Origin of the sequence: Lacrimispora struthionigena (assembly GCF_048627165.1) — a bacterium.
In the GTDB taxonomy this organism is placed as follows: domain Bacteria; phylum Bacillota; class Clostridia; order Lachnospirales; family Lachnospiraceae; genus Lacrimispora.
Window position 1 is genome coordinate 1,905,883 of record NZ_JBMBWP010000001.1, and the last position, 18,556, is coordinate 1,924,438.

General features: G+C 41.0%; 16 protein-coding genes. 14 read left to right on the plus strand and 2 right to left on the minus strand.

The annotated features are described in order from the left end of the window. The first annotated feature begins 139 nt into the window (after nt 1–139). The 14 genes from ACOAOT_RS08545 (at nt 140) to ilvA (ending at nt 16,419) form a co-directional block, all read left to right on the plus strand. Nucleotides 140–1,162, plus strand: a complete 1,023-nt coding sequence (locus tag ACOAOT_RS08545) for a LacI family DNA-binding transcriptional regulator (RefSeq protein ID WP_420216585.1) — start codon at nt 140–142, stop codon at nt 1,160–1,162. Between the two features lie 67 nt (nt 1,163–1,229). After that, entirely contained in the window at nt 1,230–1,865 is a 636-nt protein-coding gene (deoC, locus tag ACOAOT_RS08550) for a deoxyribose-phosphate aldolase (protein ID WP_420216586.1), read from the plus strand. Nucleotides 1,866–1,880: 15 nt separating this feature from the next. Beyond that, entirely contained in the window at nt 1,881–2,825 is a 945-nt protein-coding gene (gene rbsK / locus ACOAOT_RS08555) for a ribokinase (RefSeq protein WP_420216587.1), read from the plus strand. After that, nucleotides 2,819–3,217, plus strand: a complete 399-nt coding sequence (rbsD, locus tag ACOAOT_RS08560) for a D-ribose pyranase (protein ID WP_420216588.1) — start codon at nt 2,819–2,821, stop codon at nt 3,215–3,217. Before rbsK ends, rbsD begins: the two co-directional genes overlap by 7 nt. 27 nt (nt 3,218–3,244) lie before the next feature. After that, the gene (locus ACOAOT_RS08565) at nt 3,245–4,747 is read left to right on the plus strand and encodes a sugar ABC transporter ATP-binding protein (RefSeq protein ID WP_420216589.1); all 1,503 of its coding nucleotides are present in this window, start codon (nt 3,245–3,247) and stop codon (nt 4,745–4,747) included. Beyond that, nucleotides 4,740–5,702: an ABC transporter permease gene (locus ACOAOT_RS08570; RefSeq protein ID WP_420216590.1), complete on the plus strand. Its 963-nt coding sequence runs from the start codon at nt 4,740–4,742 to the stop codon at nt 5,700–5,702. The genes ACOAOT_RS08565 and ACOAOT_RS08570 overlap by 8 nt, the downstream gene beginning before the upstream one ends. A gap of 46 nt (nt 5,703–5,748) precedes the next feature. Then, complete coding sequence (locus ACOAOT_RS08575; protein WP_420216671.1) at nt 5,749–6,765, plus strand: substrate-binding domain-containing protein; 1,017 nt, start codon at nt 5,749–5,751, stop codon at nt 6,763–6,765. 206 nt (nt 6,766–6,971) lie between these two features. Beyond that, the gene (locus ACOAOT_RS08580) at nt 6,972–8,306 is read left to right on the plus strand and encodes an MATE family efflux transporter (RefSeq protein ID WP_420216591.1); all 1,335 of its coding nucleotides are present in this window, start codon (nt 6,972–6,974) and stop codon (nt 8,304–8,306) included. Between the two features lie 109 nt (nt 8,307–8,415). Next, complete coding sequence (plsX, locus tag ACOAOT_RS08585; protein ID WP_420216672.1) at nt 8,416–9,426, plus strand: phosphate acyltransferase PlsX; 1,011 nt, start codon at nt 8,416–8,418, stop codon at nt 9,424–9,426. Between the two features lie 19 nt (nt 9,427–9,445). Beyond that, nucleotides 9,446–9,676 carry an acyl carrier protein gene (acpP, locus tag ACOAOT_RS08590; protein WP_104436156.1) on the plus strand — a complete coding sequence of 77 codons (231 nt, stop codon included), beginning with the start codon at nt 9,446–9,448 and terminating at the stop codon, nt 9,674–9,676. A 130-nt stretch (nt 9,677–9,806) separates the two neighbouring features. After that, nucleotides 9,807–10,493 carry a ribonuclease III gene (gene rnc, locus ACOAOT_RS08595; protein WP_170823581.1) on the plus strand — a complete coding sequence of 229 codons (687 nt, stop codon included), beginning with the start codon at nt 9,807–9,809 and terminating at the stop codon, nt 10,491–10,493. 185 nt (nt 10,494–10,678) lie between these two features. After that, nucleotides 10,679–14,239 (plus strand): chromosome segregation protein SMC, encoded by a 3,561-nt coding sequence (smc, locus tag ACOAOT_RS08600; protein ID WP_420216592.1) that lies wholly within the window; start codon nt 10,679–10,681, stop codon nt 14,237–14,239. An 11-nt stretch (nt 14,240–14,250) separates the two neighbouring features. After that, nucleotides 14,251–15,192 (plus strand): signal recognition particle-docking protein FtsY, encoded by a 942-nt coding sequence (gene ftsY, locus ACOAOT_RS08605; RefSeq protein WP_420216593.1) that lies wholly within the window; start codon nt 14,251–14,253, stop codon nt 15,190–15,192. A 3-nt stretch (nt 15,193–15,195) separates the two neighbouring features. Next, a complete protein-coding gene (gene ilvA / locus ACOAOT_RS08610; RefSeq protein ID WP_420216594.1) occupies nt 15,196–16,419 on the plus strand; it encodes a threonine ammonia-lyase in 1,224 nt (407 codons plus the stop codon). Between the two features lie 37 nt (nt 16,420–16,456). Here the strand turns inward: ilvA and ACOAOT_RS08615 are convergent, their stop codons facing one another. Then, nucleotides 16,457–17,197 carry a LytR/AlgR family response regulator transcription factor gene (locus tag ACOAOT_RS08615; RefSeq protein WP_420216595.1) on the minus strand — a complete coding sequence of 247 codons (741 nt, stop codon included), beginning with the start codon at nt 17,195–17,197 and terminating at the stop codon, nt 16,457–16,459. A 9-nt stretch (nt 17,198–17,206) separates the two neighbouring features. Further along, the gene (locus ACOAOT_RS08620; RefSeq protein ID WP_420216596.1) at nt 17,207–18,520 is read right to left on the minus strand and encodes a sensor histidine kinase; all 1,314 of its coding nucleotides are present in this window, start codon (nt 18,518–18,520) and stop codon (nt 17,207–17,209) included. Between the last annotated feature and the right edge of the window lie 36 nt (nt 18,521–18,556).

Genomic DNA, 18,556 nt, shown 5'->3' on the forward strand with positions numbered 1-18,556 from the left:
GTCCGTATTTGTGTTTATAGTTATATGTCACACAGAGTTGTAGATATATTTGTTGTTTAAATTTTATATAAAGGCTTTACTTTATATGATTTTTATGTTAATATCATACATGTAACCGGTTACATAAGGAGAGTTTGAAATGAACATACGGGATATAGCAAGAAAAGCAGGCGTTTCTTCCGCAACTGTTTCCAGAGTCATTAATGAATCCGGATATGTGAAAGAGGAAACAAAGCGCAAAGTGTTAGAAGCAATACAGGAAGCAGATTACGTACCCAATGCCATAGCCAGAAGTCTCAGCATACGTGATTCTTCCAGTATTGGAGTGATTGTCCCGGATATTGCCAATGAGTTTTTTTCTGGCATTATAAGCGGAATTGGAGAAAGAGCTGCCAATAATCAGTACAATATCGTTTTGTTTGATACTGGAGAACTTCTGGAGAGAGAGCATCAATGCCTTATGATGGCTGAAAGCCAGCGCCTGTCAGGGCTTTTAATCACTCCTATTTCAGAACTTGATGAGGTGACCAGGGATAAGCTGATCCAATTTGAAAACAAAGGGATTCCCGTTGTATTAGTTGACCGCAATATTAGAAATTCCAGTCTCGATGGTGTATTTGTAGAGAACCATGATGCCGCATACAAGGCTGTGGAGGCTTTAATTCAGAATGGACATCAGAAGATTGCAGTAATTACTGGACCCAACACCTCCATGCCTGGAAAAGACCGTCTGAAGGGGTACAAGTCAGCTCTTAGGGATTACGGGATCGGGCTAAGAGAGGATTATATGGTATCAGGCGATTTTAAGATCATGAAGGCTTATGAACGGACGAAGGAATTACTGGAACTTGCGGATCCACCAACTGCTATATTTGCTTCCAACAACCAGACCAGCCTGGGTGTACTCAAATATCTAACAGAGCATAAGCTGAAAATTGGCAGGGATATTTCCATAGTAGGCTTTGATCAGATTGAATCTCTTAAAATCATTGATTACAGTCTTTCAACCATTGACCGGGATGCAAGGAAGCAGGGATATCAGGCAATGGAAATGCTGATTGACAAACTGACCCGTAAGGAAAGTCAAAGCTCTGGCCGCAAGGTTTTTGTTCCATACCAGATGGTGCTGCGCGGTTCAGAAAAGATAAATAAGCTGCAGTAGGGCAGTTTATTTTTACTCAAATATGTAACCGGTTACATATTGAATATCATAATAATGGAGGATGGATATGAGTATAGCAAACATGATTGACCATACAATGCTGAAGGCAGATGCCGGGGCAGAAATCATCAGGAGATATTGCCAGGAGGCAAAAGAATATGAATTCGCGTCTGTCTGTGTAAATTCCTGTTACGTACCTCTGGCAGCCCAGGAACTAAAGGATAGCAGCGTTTCAGTGTGTTGTGTCGTAGGTTTCCCATTAGGAGCCATGCTCACATCTGCCAAAGCTTTTGAAGCATCAGAGGCAGTAAAAGCAGGAGCAGATGAAGTGGATATGGTTATTAACATTGGAGCATTAAAGGATAAGAATTATGATCTGGTCAGAGATGATATCAGCGCGGTAGTTGATGCATGCCAGGGAAAATTAGTGAAAGTAATACTGGAAAACTGCCTTTTGACGAAGGAGGAGATTGTAAAGGTCTGCGAACTTTCTATGGAGGCGGGTGCCCATTATGTGAAAACATCCACAGGATTTAGCACCGGAGGAGCAGTAGCAGAAGATGTAGCCCTTATGAAAAAGACCGTGGGAGAAAAAATGAAAGTGAAAGCCAGCGGCGGGATCCGTACACCAAAAGAGGCTGAGGCAATGATTTTAGCAGGAGCAGACCGGATTGGTACCGGGAATGGAATTGCACTTCTGTAAAAAAAGGAGAAGCTTATGGGAAAAAAAATAACGGTATTTGGAAGTTTCGTCGTGGATTTAATGGGAAGATGCCCTCATCTGCCGGTGCCAGGGGAAACGGTAAAAGGAAGCTTATTTAAAATGGGGCCGGGAGGAAAGGGATTTAACCAGGCGGTAGCTGCCCATAAGGCAGGTGCAGACGTAACAATGGTGACGAAGGTTGGTAAGGATACCTTTGCCGATCTTGCCATTGAAACCATGACCAGACTGGGTATGGATACAAAACGGGTGTTTTCCAGTGAACACGCAGAAACGGGCACTGCTTTAATCATGGTAGATGAAAATACCAGTCAGAATGAAATCGCCGTAATTCTGGGTGCATGTGATACGATTTCTGATGAGGAAGTGGAATCTGTTTCCGATCTTCTGGACCAGTCAGATTATCTGCTGATTCAGCTGGAAACCAATGTTTCTTCCGTTAGGAAAGCAGTAGAAATGGCGTATGACAAAGGAGTTAAAATCATTTTAAATACAGCTCCGGTACAGCCTGTCAGTGATGATATTTTAAATCGGGTGGAACTCATTACTCCCAATGAAGTAGAAGCTTCAATATTATCTGGCATATCAGTAACAGAAGAAGAGAGTGCCGGGAAAGCAGCGGATTATTTTCTAAATAAGGGAGTAAAAAATGTGCTCATTACAATGGGAAGCAAAGGTGTATATATTGCAGCCGGAAAAAGAAGGGGATTATTACCTGCCTATCAGGTAGATGCAGTAGATACCACCGGAGCAGGGGACGCATTTAACGGGGGTCTTGCAGCAGCTTTGGCTGAAGGAAAAGATTTATGGGAGGCAGCAAAATTTGCCAATGCACTGGCAGCTATTTCTGTACAGAGGATTGGAACCACCCCTGCCATGCCTGAACGGTCAGAAATCGATGCATTTATCAAATCCCATGAAATGGAGGAGCAGTCATGTTAAAGACTGGAATTTTACATCCGCAGTTATCAAGAATTATGGCAGAGATCAGACATATGGATATGCTGGTAATAGCAGATGCCGGACTTCCTGTACCAAAGGGAGTGGAACGGGTCGACTTAGGCTGGAAACAGGGAAATCCGGGTTATTTAGAGGTGTTGGAAGAAATTGAAAAATATATGATAACCGAGAAGGCAGTTTTTGCCCAGGAAGCTCTTATGGTAAGCGGGGAATTACATAAAGAAGCACTGGCTCTTTTGCCGGCAGGAATACCTGTGGAGTATGTCCCTCACACGGAATTAAAGAAAATGACAGAAGGAGCAAAGGCAATTATTCTCACAGGTGAGTTTACAGGTTATACCAATGTAATACTGATCTCAGGCTGTGCATATTAAGATCCGTCGAGGAGAAGGGGAATTTAAATGGGAGGAAGGTTAGTATTAAAACTGGAATCAATCGTTAAGACTTTTCCTGGTGTAAAAGCTCTTGACGGAGTACATCTGGAACTATATGAGGGTGAGGTTCATGCTCTGTGCGGAGAAAACGGAGCAGGAAAATCGACTTTGATGAAAATTATTGCAGGAGCTCAGCCATATACATCCGGTGCCATGTACTTAAATGGGGAAAAGGTGGTATTTCACTCTGCCAGGGAAGCAGAAAAATCAGGAATCGCCATGATTTATCAGGAATTTAATATGGTGCCGGAATTATCGGTGGCTGAAAATATGTATCTTGGAAGGCTTCCTGTAAACCGCTTTCAGAAAGTGGATTGGGATAAGCTGTTTGCGGAAGCACAGGATAATTTAAACCATCTGGGTCTGAAATTCAGTTCAAAAACAAAAGTGAAGAATCTTTCCGTTGCTGAAGCGCAGATGACAGAAATCGCAAAATGCCTTACCATAGGCGCCAAAATCATTATAATGGATGAACCAACTGCTGCGCTTTCCGAGGAAGAAATAAAAATATTGTTTGGGATTATTGAAGAACTGAAAAAGAAAGGAATTGCCATTATCTATATATCTCACCGTATGGATGAGATTTTTAAGATATCAGACCGGCTGACAGTATTTCGGGATGGCAGATATGTGGCTTCCAAACAAATAAATGAGACAGATTATGATGATGTCGTGTCCATGATGGTAGGCAGAAACGTTTCTAATCTATATCCTGTCCGTAATTACAAGGAGCAGGAAGTGGTGTTTGAAGCAAAAGAGATTAACAGCCGGAATGTACATGATATGAGCCTGAAACTTCATAAAGGTGAGATACTTGGCATAACCGGTCTACTGGGATCAGGAACCATTGAATTATCAAAGCTATTATACGGTGCCATACCAATAGAAAGCGGAGAAGTCTTCGTCAAAGGGGTAAAAAAAGACTGCTCAGCACCTGTAAAAGCGCTGAAAGCCGGAATTGGTTTTGTTTCTGATGACAGGAAGCAGGAAGGACTGATATTAATAAGAAGCATCCGGGAGAATATTTCCATCTCTTCCTTAAAGAAGCTTACAAAAGGAATTCATTTAAATACCAGACTGGAAACAGAACGGGTAAACCAGCAGGTTCAATCGCTGAACATCCGGATTAGTTCAGCTTCCCAGCTGGCTGGTAAACTGAGCGGAGGCAATCAGCAGAAGATTGTTTTTGCAAAGGTACTGGAGGCAGATTCCGATATTCTCATCCTGAACGAACCGACAAGAGGCGTGGATGTGGGGGCGAAAGCGGAAATATATGCAATTATAAACCAGCTGACTCAAAAAGGAAAAAGTATTCTTATGATCTCCACTGATTTACCCGAACTGATTGGGGTCAGTGACCGTGTCATTGTAATGAGGGAAGGACGTATGGTATTGGAAATTTCAGGCGAAGACATGAATCAGGAAATAATTCTAGCACATGCATCTGGAGGGGTGAGAGAAAATGAATGAAAAAGCTAAGAAACAATTGATTAATCAGATTAATATTTACCGTTCGGTTTTAATACTGCTGATCATATGCCTGTTTGCTGCATTTTTGTCAAAAAGCTTTTTAAATATATCCAATCTTTTTAATGTATTTAAACAGGTTACTGTTGCCGGTATTATTGGATGCGGAATGACTTTCGTAATACTGACCGGAGGAATTGACTTATCCGTTGGTTCGATACTTGGACTTTCCGGCGTGGTTGCTTCAGGGGTACTGGCTTCCACCGGAAACACATTCCTGGCTGTAGCCACAGCATTGGTCATTGGCACTGTTTGTGGGACTGCCAACGGGTTCTTTATCTCTCACTGCGGAATTCCTCCATTTATTGCAACACTGGGTACCATGACTTTGCTTCGGGGCTGTGTTTTAATTTATACGAAAGGTTCCCCTATTCCGGTAAAGTCTGAGGTCTATAAATTTATTGGAAAGGGTTCTGTCTTAGGAGTGCCGGTACCTGTGATCATTCTCATATTACTTTTTCTGGCAGCACATTACATATTGACACAAACCCCCTTTGGAAGAAGCATCTATGCTCTTGGAGGAAACCGGGAAGCCGCCCGCCTGTCAGGAATTTCAGTAAAAAGGACAGAATGGACCGCTTACATCATGAATGGATTATTAAGCGGAATCGCCGCCGTTGTACTGACAGCCAGGCTTGGATCGGCGCAATCCACCAGCGGGCAGGGAATTGAAATGGATGCAATTGCAGCGGTTATCCTTGGCGGAACCAGCTTAAGCGGAGGAACCGGATTTGTACTTCCTACCGTGGTGGGTGCCATGATTATGGGAATTATCGATAACATCCTTACGCTGATGAACGTCAATCCTCATGCAACCAGCATTGTAAAAGGATCTGTGGTACTGATTGCTGTATTGGTGGATAAAAAAGTCAAGGATTTATCCGCAAAAGCGGAATAAATAGAAACTATTTTAATGTATTTGAGAAGGGAAGGGCAGAATTATGATGAAAAAAAGAATTGCAGCTACAATAATGGCAGGATTTGTTGTATGTTCGATTGCTGGTTGCAGTACAAAAGCAGCTACGGAGACTGCGAAGGAGACAACTCAGACAGAAACTGCTGTAACAAAGTCAGAAGAGACAACAGCAAAAACGGATACAGGAGTCAAGAAAAAATATGTAATAGGACTTGCAATGAACACACAGACCAATCCATTTTTTGTGGATGTAAAGGATGGGGTACAAAAAGCTGCTGATGAGCTGGGCGTGGAATTATACATTACAGATGCCCAGGATGATCCGGCTATCCAGATGAAGGATGTGGAAAACTTAATTACAAAGAAACCTGATTGCATTATTATTGATACCTGTGACTCAGATGCCATAGTCTCATCTATTGAGGATTGCAATAAAGCCGGAATTCCGGTTCTCACCATGGACAGGGAAGCCAGTGGAGGAGAAGTAGTATCTCATATTGGATATGATGCCATTAAATCAGGAAAGCTGGCAGGACAGTATCTGGCGGATACTCTTGGCGGAAAGGGAAATATTGTAGAACTTCAGGGAATTATGGGCACCAATGTGGCTCAGAACCGTTCCAAAGGTTTTAATGAAATCATAAGCCAGAATCCAGATATGAAAATTGTGGCATGCCAGGTGGCGGATTTTGACCGTGCAAAGGGAATGAGTGTAATGGAGAATATTTTACAGGCAAATGATCATATTGACGGATTGTATGCTGCAAATGATGAAATGCTTCTTGGAGCGTTAGAAGCAATTGAAGCAGCCGGACGTTTAGATGAAATCACTATGATCGGCTGTGATGCCATTGATGACACCATTGAGGCAATTAAGGCTGGAAAAGTTGAAGCAACCATTGCAGAGCCCCCATTCTTCCTTGGTAAAGCAATATTAAAAACCGCTTATGATTATCTGGATGGAAAGAACGTAGAGAAATATGTTATTCTGGATAATGAGCTGGTTACATCTGAAAATGTAAACGGATTAGTTACAAAAGAATAAATTTTACAGATACAGTCTGCTGCCAGATTCCCTGATGAACCGGTTTCTGGCAGCAGATTTTTTGCATTAAAATCAGAACGAAAGATAAAACTGTTTGAAAAGAATCGTGACAAGTGGTTGAGAACATGGTAAAATACGTCTGTGCCGCATGGTAAAGTATGGCAGAATAATAAAACAGCAAAGGGTGAAGGCTTATGGAGACCGACATGACGAGAGGAAATCCTCTTCCCATCATTTTAAAATTTACACTTCCGCTATTAATCGGAAATATTTTTCAGCAGTTTTATAATATGGTGGATACTATTATTGTAGGTCGTTTCGTTGGAGCGGATGCATTGGCAGCTGTGGGATCGACAGGTACCATCATGTTCCTGGTAATTGGTTTTTCACAGGGAATGAGTACGGGATTTACAGTTCTTACCAGTCAGAGGTTTGGGGCTGGGGATGAAAACGGTACGAAGCGGTCAGTGGCAAATGGAATTTTACTGTCATTATTTGTTATAGTATTTATGACCTTCATCAGTCTGACATTCATGAGAACACTATTAAAAATTATGAATACCCCCCAGAATATTATGGAAGATGCTTATACTTATATCTCTATTATTTGCATAGGGATCTTTGCAAATGTATTTTATAACCTGTTCTCATCCTTTCTTCGTTCTGTGGGTAACAGCCGGATACCGCTTATATTTTTGGTGCTATCCGCCTGCTTAAATATTGTGTTGGATTTGATTTTTGTTATTAATTTTAAGATGGGAGTCGCGGGTGCTGCATGGGCAACCAATGTATCTCAGGGAATATCCGCTTTTTTATGTATTATTTATATTACAAAAAAGGTACCTGTTCTCACACCGGAAAAGCATCACTGGAAGCTGCATGGTTATGATACGAAGATCCAGCTGTCTGTGGGGATTCCCATGGCTCTTCAGTTTGGAATCACCGCTTCGGGAACGATGATTATGCAGTCTGCAGTCAATTTATTCGGTTCCGTAGCAGTTGCATCCAATACAGCAGCCAATAAATTTCAAAGTATGGTGATTCAGGGAATGATGGCAATGGGACAAACCATGGCTACTTATTCGGGACAAAACTATGGGAAAGGTGATATTGGAAGAATCAAACAGGGAGTGCGTCTTGCACTTACAACTGAAGTAATCTATGCCGTTCTATGCTCCGTTATTGTGATTCTGGGACTTCCTTTTGCCCTAAGGCTGTTCTTCTCCGGTAATGTAGATCTGGCGGAGATTCTTCCATGGGCAAAAACCTACAGTTATCTATGCGCCTCTTTTTACATTCCTCTGGGAACTATCTTTATTTTCCGAAATACCATGCAGGGATGTGGATATGGATTACTTCCCATGCTGGGCGGCGTAGTGGAACTGGCAGCCAGATTGGTTACGGCTACCCTTGCAATAAGGTTTGTGAGCTTCCCGCTTGCCTGTGCCTGTGACCCTGCAGCCTGGCTGAGCGCTGCATTGTTCACTGGAATATCTTATGTTTACGTTATAAAAAAGGTTGAGAAAAAGCTGGTCAGCTAAGGCTGTTTTATCTGCTTTTAAATTTCTAAATTTATTATTGATTTATAGTATAATATTTAGTATATTATGTAATAGATTATCTTAGGAAACACTTGAAAGGGGAATCATGATGATAAAAGTAGCTGTGGATGCCATGGGCGGTGACTATGCACCAGTACAGACGGTAGCAGGTGCCGTAGAGGCGGTAAACGCGAATAAAGAGATCCGGGTTCTCTTAGTAGGGCAGGAACAGATGATATCTGATGAACTTGCAAAATACACATTTAATAAGGATCAGATACAGATTGTGAATGCGACAGAGGTAATCGAGACGGAAGAACCTCCGGTTAACGCCATACGTAAGAAGAAAGATTCTTCCATCGTTGTGGGAATGAATCTGGTAAAACAAAAAGAGGCGGATGCATTTGTATCGGCCGGTAGCTCAGGCGCCATACTGGTTGGCGGACAGGTGATAGTCGGACGGATCAAGGGTGTAGAAAGACCACCGCTTGCACCCCTTATTCCAACAGAAAAAGGCGTTTCCCTGCTGATAGACTGCGGCGCTAATGTGGATGCCAGACCCTCTCATCTGGTACAGTTTGCCCAAATGGGCTCCTTATATATGGAGCATGTTGTAGGCATTAAGAATCCAACAGTTGCCATTGTCAACATCGGCGCAGAGGAAGAAAAGGGAAATGCGCTAGTGAAAGAGACATTTCCGCTGTTAAAGGATTGTAAGGATATTCATTTTACCGGAAGCATTGAGGCCAGAGAGATTCCGCATGGCGGTGCAGATGTCATAGTATGTGAGGCATTTGTGGGCAATGTAATCCTGAAGTTGTATGAGGGAGTGGGCGCGACCTTGATTAACAAGGTAAAGAGTGGTATGATGGGTAGTTTCAGGAGCAAAATCGGTGCTCTGCTTGTAAAACCTGCTTTAAAAGAGACTTTAAAATCATTTGATTCATCCCGTTATGGCGGCGCTCCGCTGCTAGGACTGAATGGTCTTGTGGTAAAGACTCATGGTAACTCAAAAGCAGCAGAAATAAAAAACTCCATACTTCAATGCGTAACCTTCAAAGAACAGGGAATTAATGATAAGATAAGAGAAAGTCTTAAAATGAAAGAAAATCAAGAATAGGAGAGAGGAAGGAAAACAAATGGAATTCGAAAAATTACAGAAAATAATTGCAGAGGTATTAAATATTGAACCGGAGGAAGTTACTATGAACTCCACATTCGTGGATGACCTGGGTGCTGACTCCCTTGATGTGTTTCAGATCGTTATGGGCATTGAAGAGGAATTTGATATTGAGATTCCAACTGAAGTGGCAGAGAACATCGTAAGTGTCAGCGACGCAGTAGAACAGGTCAAGAATGCATTAAATTAATAGATGTGGGTGCTGCTAGGATCGTTTGGTCTGACCGCAGCACCTTCTTTCATAATAGGGGGTAATCGGGTACCCCTCTATGTCCAAAGTACGTGGACAATAATAAGGAACACCAGGAAAGAGGAATGAGATGAGCAGAAGTATGAAAGAACTGGAAGAACGGATCGGTTATCGTTTTTCGGACAAGCATCTTATGACACAGGCCATGACCCACAGCTCTTATGCCAATGAACACCGACTGAATAAAACAGAATGCAATGAGAGACTTGAATTCTTAGGTGATTCGGTGCTGGAAGTAGTGTCCAGTGATTGTCTGTATCATAAATATCCACAAAAGCCAGAGGGGGATTTGACAAAAATTCGTGCCAGTATTGTTTGTGAGCCCACCCTTGCTTATTGTGCAGAAGTGATAAAGCTTGGGGAATATCTCCTTCTAGGCAGGGGAGAGGAAGCAACAGGGGGAAGAGGGAGAGCTTCAATTGTTTCGGATGCAATGGAAGCACTGATAGGAGCCATTTATCTGGATGGTGGTTTTGCTAATGCAAAAGAGTTTATCCTTCGTTTCATTATGAATGATCTGGAACATAAGCAGCTCTTTTTTGATAGCAAGACTATCTTGCAGGAGATTGTACAAAGCCAGACAGAAGAGGCGTTAACGTATGAGCTCTTAAAGGAGGAAGGCCCGGATCATAATAAGATATTTGAGACCCAGGTTAAAATCGGGGATACAATTATTGGACAGGGAACTGGAAGAACTAAGAAAGCTGCGGAGCAGGTGGCAGCCTATCACGGAATATTGAAGCTGCGTGGACAATAAGCGGACATCCTCTGTGTCCAAAGAACATGGACAATAATATGGAAACACCCTTCGGGTATCCCTCTATGTCCAAAGAACATGGACAATAATAAGGAAACACCCTTCGGGTATCCCTCTATGTCCAAAGGGCGTGGACAATAATATGGAAAAGAAAGGGCAGCTGGTGATGGCTGTCAGCGTGGAGTATGTATTTAAAAAGTATAGAGATTCAGGGGTTTAAATCTTTTGCCAACAAAATAGTATTCGAGTTCCACAATGGAATTACAGGCATTGTAGGCCCCAACGGAAGCGGTAAGAGCAATGTTGCTGATGCGGTACGCTGGGTACTGGGTGAACAAAAAGTGAAGCAGTTAAGAAGTTCCAGTATGCAGGATGTTATTTTTTCGGGAACGGAAATGAGAAAACCCCAGGGATTTGCCTATGTAGCCATAACGCTTGACAATTCGGATCACCACTTATCCATTGACTATGATCAGGTGACAGTATCAAGAAGAGTCTACCGGTCTGGCGAGAGCGAATATATGATCAATGGAAGTGCCTGCCGGTTAAAGGATATTAATGAACTTTTTTATGATACCGGAATCGGCAAGGAAGGGTATTCCATCATCGGACAGGGTCAGATTGATAAAATCCTAAGCGGAAAACCGGAAGAACGCAGAGAACTTTTTGATGAAGCTGCGGGAATTGTTAAATTTAAACGCCGTAAAGCCATTGCCCAGAAAAAACTGGAGGATGAAAAGCAGAATCTGGTTCGTGTCAGTGATATTCTTTCGGAACTGGAAAAACAGGTTGGTCCTTTGGCAAAACAGTCTGAGGCAGCAAAAGAATATTTAAGATTAAAGGAAGAACTGAAAAAGTATGATGTAAATCAGTTCCTGATGGAAACAGAAGGACTGCGCTTTCAGATGAAAGAAGTGGATGAGAAAGAAGTAATCGTCAGCCGTGATCTGGAAGAAGCAAAAAACGCATCAGAGGGCATCAGAGAGCAGTATGAGACCCTTGATACATATTTATCCCAGTTGGATGAATCTATTTTAGTAAGCCGCAATGAAAAAAATAACTCTGATATAGAGACTGGAAACTTGCAGGGACGCATTAATGTTCTAAAAGAGCAGATCAATACAGAACAGATGAATGCGGAGCACATTGCAGGCAGGGTGAGGTCCATTCACTCCGAGATAGATATGAAAAAGTCCCAGGCGTCCTCCTATGAAGAGGAACGTTCTGTCATTGCAGAATCAGTAAAGACTGCAATGGAGCAGTTAAAGCAGGGAGAAACAGTACTTGCAGCAGAAGACGAAAAAATTCATCTTCTGGAACAAAGGATTGAATCTGGTAAGGGGAGTATTATTGAGCTTCTCAATGAAAAAGCTACCTTAAACGCCAAACAGCAGCGTTATGAGACCATGCTTGAACAGGTAAATGTCCGAAGATCTGAAGTGCTTCAAAAGCTTCTCAAATATAAAAGTGATGAATCAGAACAGGATCAACAGCTGCTGGTTCTTCAAAAAGAAGCGGATGAAATTGATGCTGGTATTCTTAAGTACAATGAACTTCAGGAACAAAGCGAAAGCAGAGCCGGGGAACTGGAGCATGAAGTCAAACGTCTTGGGAAGAATTTAAACGACAGACAGCAGGAGTACCACACCAACTCTACCAAGCTGGAATCTCTCCGAAATCTTGCCGAACGGTATGAAGGATACGGCGGCAGCATACGCCGGGTCATGGAAGTAAAGGACCGGGTGCATGGAATTCACGGTGTTGTGGCGGATTTAATTACAGTTTCTAAAAAGTATGAAGTCGCCATTGAAACAGCGCTGGGAGGAAGCATACAAAACGTTGTTACCGATTCAGACCAGACAGCAAAGCAGCTGATTGAGTATTTAAAGAAAAACAAATACGGAAGAGCTACATTTCTCCCTCTTACCAGCATTGGTAATAAAAACGGTTTCAATCAGGAAAAAGCCCTTAGCGAACCAGGAGTTTTAGGACTTGCAAATTCTCTGGTTGAAGCGGATTCTCAGTACCAGGGACTTTTAAACTATCTTCTTGGAAGAGTGGTTGTAGTAGATACCATTGACCATGCAATCGCACTTGCCAAGAAATTCCAGTATTCTTTAAGAATTGTTACTCTGGAAGGAGAATTGTTAAGTGCTGGCGGTTCTATGACTGGTGGTGCTTTCAAAAACACCAGTAATTTACTGGGACGAAAGCGTGAAATGGAGGAACTGGAAGCGGCCTGTGAAAAGGCGCTGAAAGAAACCGGGCAGATTGAGACAGAGCTGGTCATGAACGAAGGGCTTTTAAGTGAATGTAAAGAAGAACTTGAAACCATCCGAAGTGAGAAGCAGAAGCTTTATTTAAGACAGAATACGGTTAAAATAAATCTGCGCAGGATTGAAGATAAAAAAGCAGAGATTATAGAATCCTACGGTGATTTAGAACTGGAAAATAACCAGCTCGAGGTACAGAAAAAAGAGATTGGCGAAAACAGGCAGGATTTAATCCTTGCAGTGGAAAAGCTGGCAGTACGAGGCCAGGATATAGACGGTGACTTAGAGGGTCTGAATGCTGATCTTGAAAAAGCAAAAGCCGACAGAGAAAAATTCTCCAGAGAATTGTCAGAAGCCCAGCTGGCAGCCTCCAGTCTGAAGCAAAAGGATGATTTTGAGTTAGAAAATATCCGACGGGTAAAAGATGAGATTAGCAGATTGGAAGAGGAACTTTTAAAGCTGTCTCAGGGATCCAGCGGATCTGGCCTGATTATTGAAGAAAAACAAAAGGAAATAGAATCTATTAAAGCCAGAATTGCAGAGATCAGTTCAGCCAGAGAAACACTGGATGAGGCAATTAATGAGAAACTGGCTAAAAAAGAGATGAAATCAAAAGAGCAGAAAGAACTGTTCCAAAAACGAGAAGAACTCACCCAGCGTATCAGTCTGCTGGATAAGGAACTGTTCCGCCTTCAGAGCCAAAAAGAGAAAATGGAAGAGCGTATGGATAACCACGTTAACTATATGTGGAATGAGTATGAACTGACATTTTCAAAAGCGGAAGCCTTAAGAAATGAAGAATGGACATCTCTGCCTGACATTAAGAAGATGATCGGTTCCTTAAAAGAAGAGATACGTAAGCTTGGCAATGTCAATGTTAATGCGATCGAGGATTATAAAGAGGTTTCAGAGCGGTATGAATTTATGAAGACACAGCATGATGATCTCATTACTGCTGAGGGAACCTTATTAAAAATTATCGATGAACTTGATACTGGAATGAGAAAACAGTTTGAAGAAAAATTCCGGGAAATCAGAGTGGAGTTTGATAAGGTCTTCAAGGAACTGTTCGGTGGCGGACGTGGTGCGCTTGAACTGGTAGAAGATGAGGATATTCTGGAGGCGGGAATACAGATTGTTTCCCAGCCGCCTGGTAAAAAGCTTCAGAATATGATGCAGCTCTCCGGTGGAGAAAAAGCACTGACAGCCATAGCACTGCTTTTTGCAATTCAGAATTTAAAGCCATCTCCGTTTTGTCTTCTTGATGAGATTGAGGCCGCGCTGGATGACTCCAATGTGGATCGTTTTGCAAAATATTTGCATAAGTTAACAAAATTTACACAGTTTATTGTTATTACACACAGGCGCGGTACCATGGTGTCTGCGGATCGTCTGTATGGTATCACCATGCAGGAAAAAGGCGTCTCGACGCTTGTATCTGTTAATCTGATTGAAGAAGATTTAGAAAGTTAAGGAGGCCGACAATGGGAGAAAAAAAGGGATTCTTTGGAAAACTGGTAGCTGGACTGCAAAAGACAAGAGATAATATTATCGCAGGTGTGGATTCCATTTTCAACGGTTTTTCGGCCATTGATGATGAGTTTTATGAGGAAATTGAAGAAATTCTGATCATGGGTGATCTGGGTATCCAGACGACTACATCAATTGTGGAAGACTTGAGAAAAAAAGTAAAAGAAAAAAATATCAAGGATCCGTCAGAATGTAAACAGCTTCTTATGGACAGTATCATGGAACAGATGGATTTGGGAGAAAATGCATATGAATTTGAGAATCGCCGCTCTGTTTTATTAATAATCGGAGTGAACGGAGTGGGAAAGACCACTTCTGTAGGAAAGCTGGCAGGACAGATGAAAGACGATGGAAAAAAAGTGATCGTTGCAGCTGCCGACACATTCCGTGCAGCAGCCATTGAACAGCTGACAGAATGGGCGAGAAGGGCAAACGTAGATATTATTGCCCAGCAGGAAGGATCTGACCCGGCGGCAGTTGTATACGATGCAGTTGCTGCAGCAAAATCCAGGCAGGCGGATATATTAATCTGTGATACGGCAGGACGTCTCCACAATAAAAAGAACCTGATGGAAGAGCTGAAAAAAATTAACCGGATTATTGACAAAGAATATCCCGAAGCATATCGGGAAACTCTTGTAGTCTTAGATGGGACTACCGGCCAGAATGCTCTTGTGCAGGCAAAACAGTTCATGGAAGTGGCTGATATTACCGGAATTATTCTTACTAAGCTGGATGGTACGGCTAAAGGAGGGATTGCGGTAGCAATTCAATCCGAGCTGGGAATTCCGGTGAAATATATTGGTGTCGGGGAGAAGATTGATGACTTGCAGAAATTCAATGCGGAAGAATTTGTAAATGCATTGTTTCACGTAGAAGAGAAAGAAGAGGCGTAAATTATGTTGACATTGGAAAAGTTTGAGGAAGCATCAGAAGTCGTTGGCAAGGTTACCCTGGAAACAAAGCTTATATACAGTGAGTATTTTTCTACTCAGACTGGAAACAAAGTGTATTTTAAGCCGGAAAACATGCAATATACAGGGGCCTATAAAGTAAGAGGAGCTTATTATAAAATCAGCACTCTGACAGAGGAAGAAAAATCCAAAGGTTTGATTACCGCCTCTGCCGGCAATCATGCACAGGGTGTTGCCTATGCTGCAAAGCTTGCCGGGATTCCCGCTACCATTGTCATGCCTACAACAACTCCTCTGATGAAGGTTAACCGGACGAAAGGATATGGAGCAGAAGTAATACTGGAAGGAGATGTCTTTGATGAAGCCTGCAACCATGCTTATAAGCTGGCGGAAGAAAGAGGACTTACCTTTGTACATCCATTTAATGATTTAGATGTGGCAACCGGACAGGGAACCATAGCAATGGAAATCATCAAGGAACTTCCCACTGTTGATTATATTCTGGTTCCTATCGGAGGAGGCGGTCTTTGCACAGGCGTTTCCGTATTGGCAAAGATGTTAAATCCTAAGATTAAGGTAATCGGTGTGGAGCCTGCAGGTGCAAACTGCATGCAGGAATCGCTTCGCCAGGGGAAAGTCGTATCTCTTCCAACGGTCAATACAATCGCAGACGGTACAGCTGTTAAATGCCCCGGTGACAAACTTTTTCCATACATCCAGGAAAATGTGGACAGTATTATAACAATTGAAGATTCAGAACTGATCGTAGCATTTTTAGACATGATGGAAAACCACAAGATGGTGGTTGAAAATTCCGGACTTCTTACAGTTGCTGCATTAAAACATATCGATGTAGATAATAAAAAGATTGTATCCATCTTAAGCGGCGGAAATATGGATGTTATTACAATGGCCTCCATCGTGCAGCTGGGACTGATTCAGAGAGACCGGATCTTCACCGTTTCCATTCTGCTTCCTGATAAACCAGGAGAGCTGGCTAAAGTATCTGCGCTTCTTGCAAAAGAGCAGGGCAATGTCATCCGTCTGGAACATAACCAGTTTATCAGTATCAATCGTAATACAGCAGTAGAATTAAGAATTACACTGGAAGCATTTGGTACAGATCATAAGAATGCTATTATGGCTGCCCTTACTTCTCAGGGGTATCGGCCAAAGCTGGTGAAATCAAAAGGAACATATGGGGATTAATAAACAAAAAAGCCGGAATACTATCCGGCTTTTTTAATTAAAGATTATTTAGAGCTTTTTGTAATTTTCCCATCATACGAAATGAAACAGGATAAGTTTCTTTGTTATCCATAATAAGCAGCGAATCTTCCCTGCAATATTTATATACATGCTTTAAATTAACGATAACAGAACGACTGCATTGGCAAAAAGAAGAATTTAATGTTGCATTTAATTCTTTTAAAGTACCAGTAATTTGTTTGATGCCAGATCTTGTATGTATCATAATTTTATGATAATCTTCACAGGTTGTAACTGCAATAATATCATTCTGATCTAGGATAAGTGATGATTTATCAATTTTAACAGATAGCAGTCTGTTTGATAAATTCAACTGGTTTTTATAATTAAGTTCTGCATTTCGAACACAGGCACAGATTTGATCCGGTAAGGTTTTTGGTTCATCCTTAACAATAAAATCCATTGCTTCAACTTTGTATTGAAAGGTCAAAATAGCCATTTCACTGTGTGTCGTTACAAATACTATATAACCACGAGGGTCATACCTGCGAATTTCCTGTGCAAGTTCAATTCCGTTTTGCTTAGACTGTAAATCAATATCCAGAAAATACAGTCCTATAATATTGGATTTTTTCCTTATAGATATCAGCTCTTCTGGTATTGAAGTTGCACAATAAAGTATTGATTCTGTAGAATTCATTAACAGGTATTTTTCAATAATGTCTTTCCATCTCTTTAATTGTCTTTCATCGTCTTCACAAAGATATATATGAATCATTTATTGCACCTATTTTATACCTTTTCTAAGAATCAGTTTTTGAGTAAAGTAAGGTTCTTCGTATGTAGTATCCCAAATAACATTATTATAGTCACTTAATATAAGTGATACATTATAGAGCCCAACGCCCCGATCTTCCCCTTTTGTGGAAATGCCGTGACTGGATAGCTGTGAAATTGCATGGCTGAGTGGAAGAGAGGTATTTCTTATAATTATGTATAGCTCTTCATCTTTATAAAACATGCAGTAATATAGTTCTTTTTGTACAGTATTCATTGCTGCTTCAATAGCATTATCCAAAAAAATTCCAATAATTCTGGAAAGATCAAGAGAGTCCATAACCACATCATCAATGATTTCAGTCAATTCAATTTTTAAATTCATACCAATCTCCATGGTATAAATAAATTTTGATGAGAGTAAGCTTTTTAATGCTGTGTTTTTAACCTTTGAAAGACCACCAAGTTTCGTATCTGATTCAGAAAATGCATGACTGATAGGAAGTACCCTTTTCTCATAATATTCAATTAATCCATTCATATCATTTTCTTCCATGAATCCACCCATTGTACTTAGTATATTTAGATAGTCGTGTTTAAATTTTCGCATTGATCCATAAGAATTTTCCAACCTTTCTGTATAGATCTGTAAATTCTCATACTGCGCCATACGATACTTATAAGCTTGTTCTCCCATAGTTACTTTGTAAATTGAATACATAAGATATACAGTGATTGAAAAAAGCAATAAAAAAATAACTCCATTTAGCGCTATTACGCCAAAATTATAACCCAGACGCTCTCCGTATGAAAAATTAAAAACAAAGAAAAACACCAGTAATGATAAATCGGTTAATATAGCTTTAAGCATATGCTTGTTAGTTAAATACTGTGAGATGTTTAATTTTTTATGTATAAACCACCCGATTAATTTAGTTGTAATACCGCAATACACACAGTATACAGTAGAAAAAATAATATTTAATACATCATGTTTCAGCATACATTCCATATCCATTTTAAGTATCTCACCAGCAATGTACATGAAAAGATAATTAAATGCAATGATATATAAATATCCAAACAAATAACATCCCAGGCTTAAATAATCAAGTTTAGTAAATAAACTTACAATTATTAACATACCTGAAAGAGTAATAAAAGTACTGGCTTGCCCATAATATCTATTAAAGAAATAAAGTGAACCAAATGCGTATAAAAATAATGATAATCGGTTAAATACTGATAGTTTTTTGGGCAGCAAATTAGAACAGGAGAAATAATTACAAAGTCCTCCTGTAAGAGTATAAACAAAATATGTCATGGTGTCTCACCTCGCTAGTAAATACTATCATTGTAC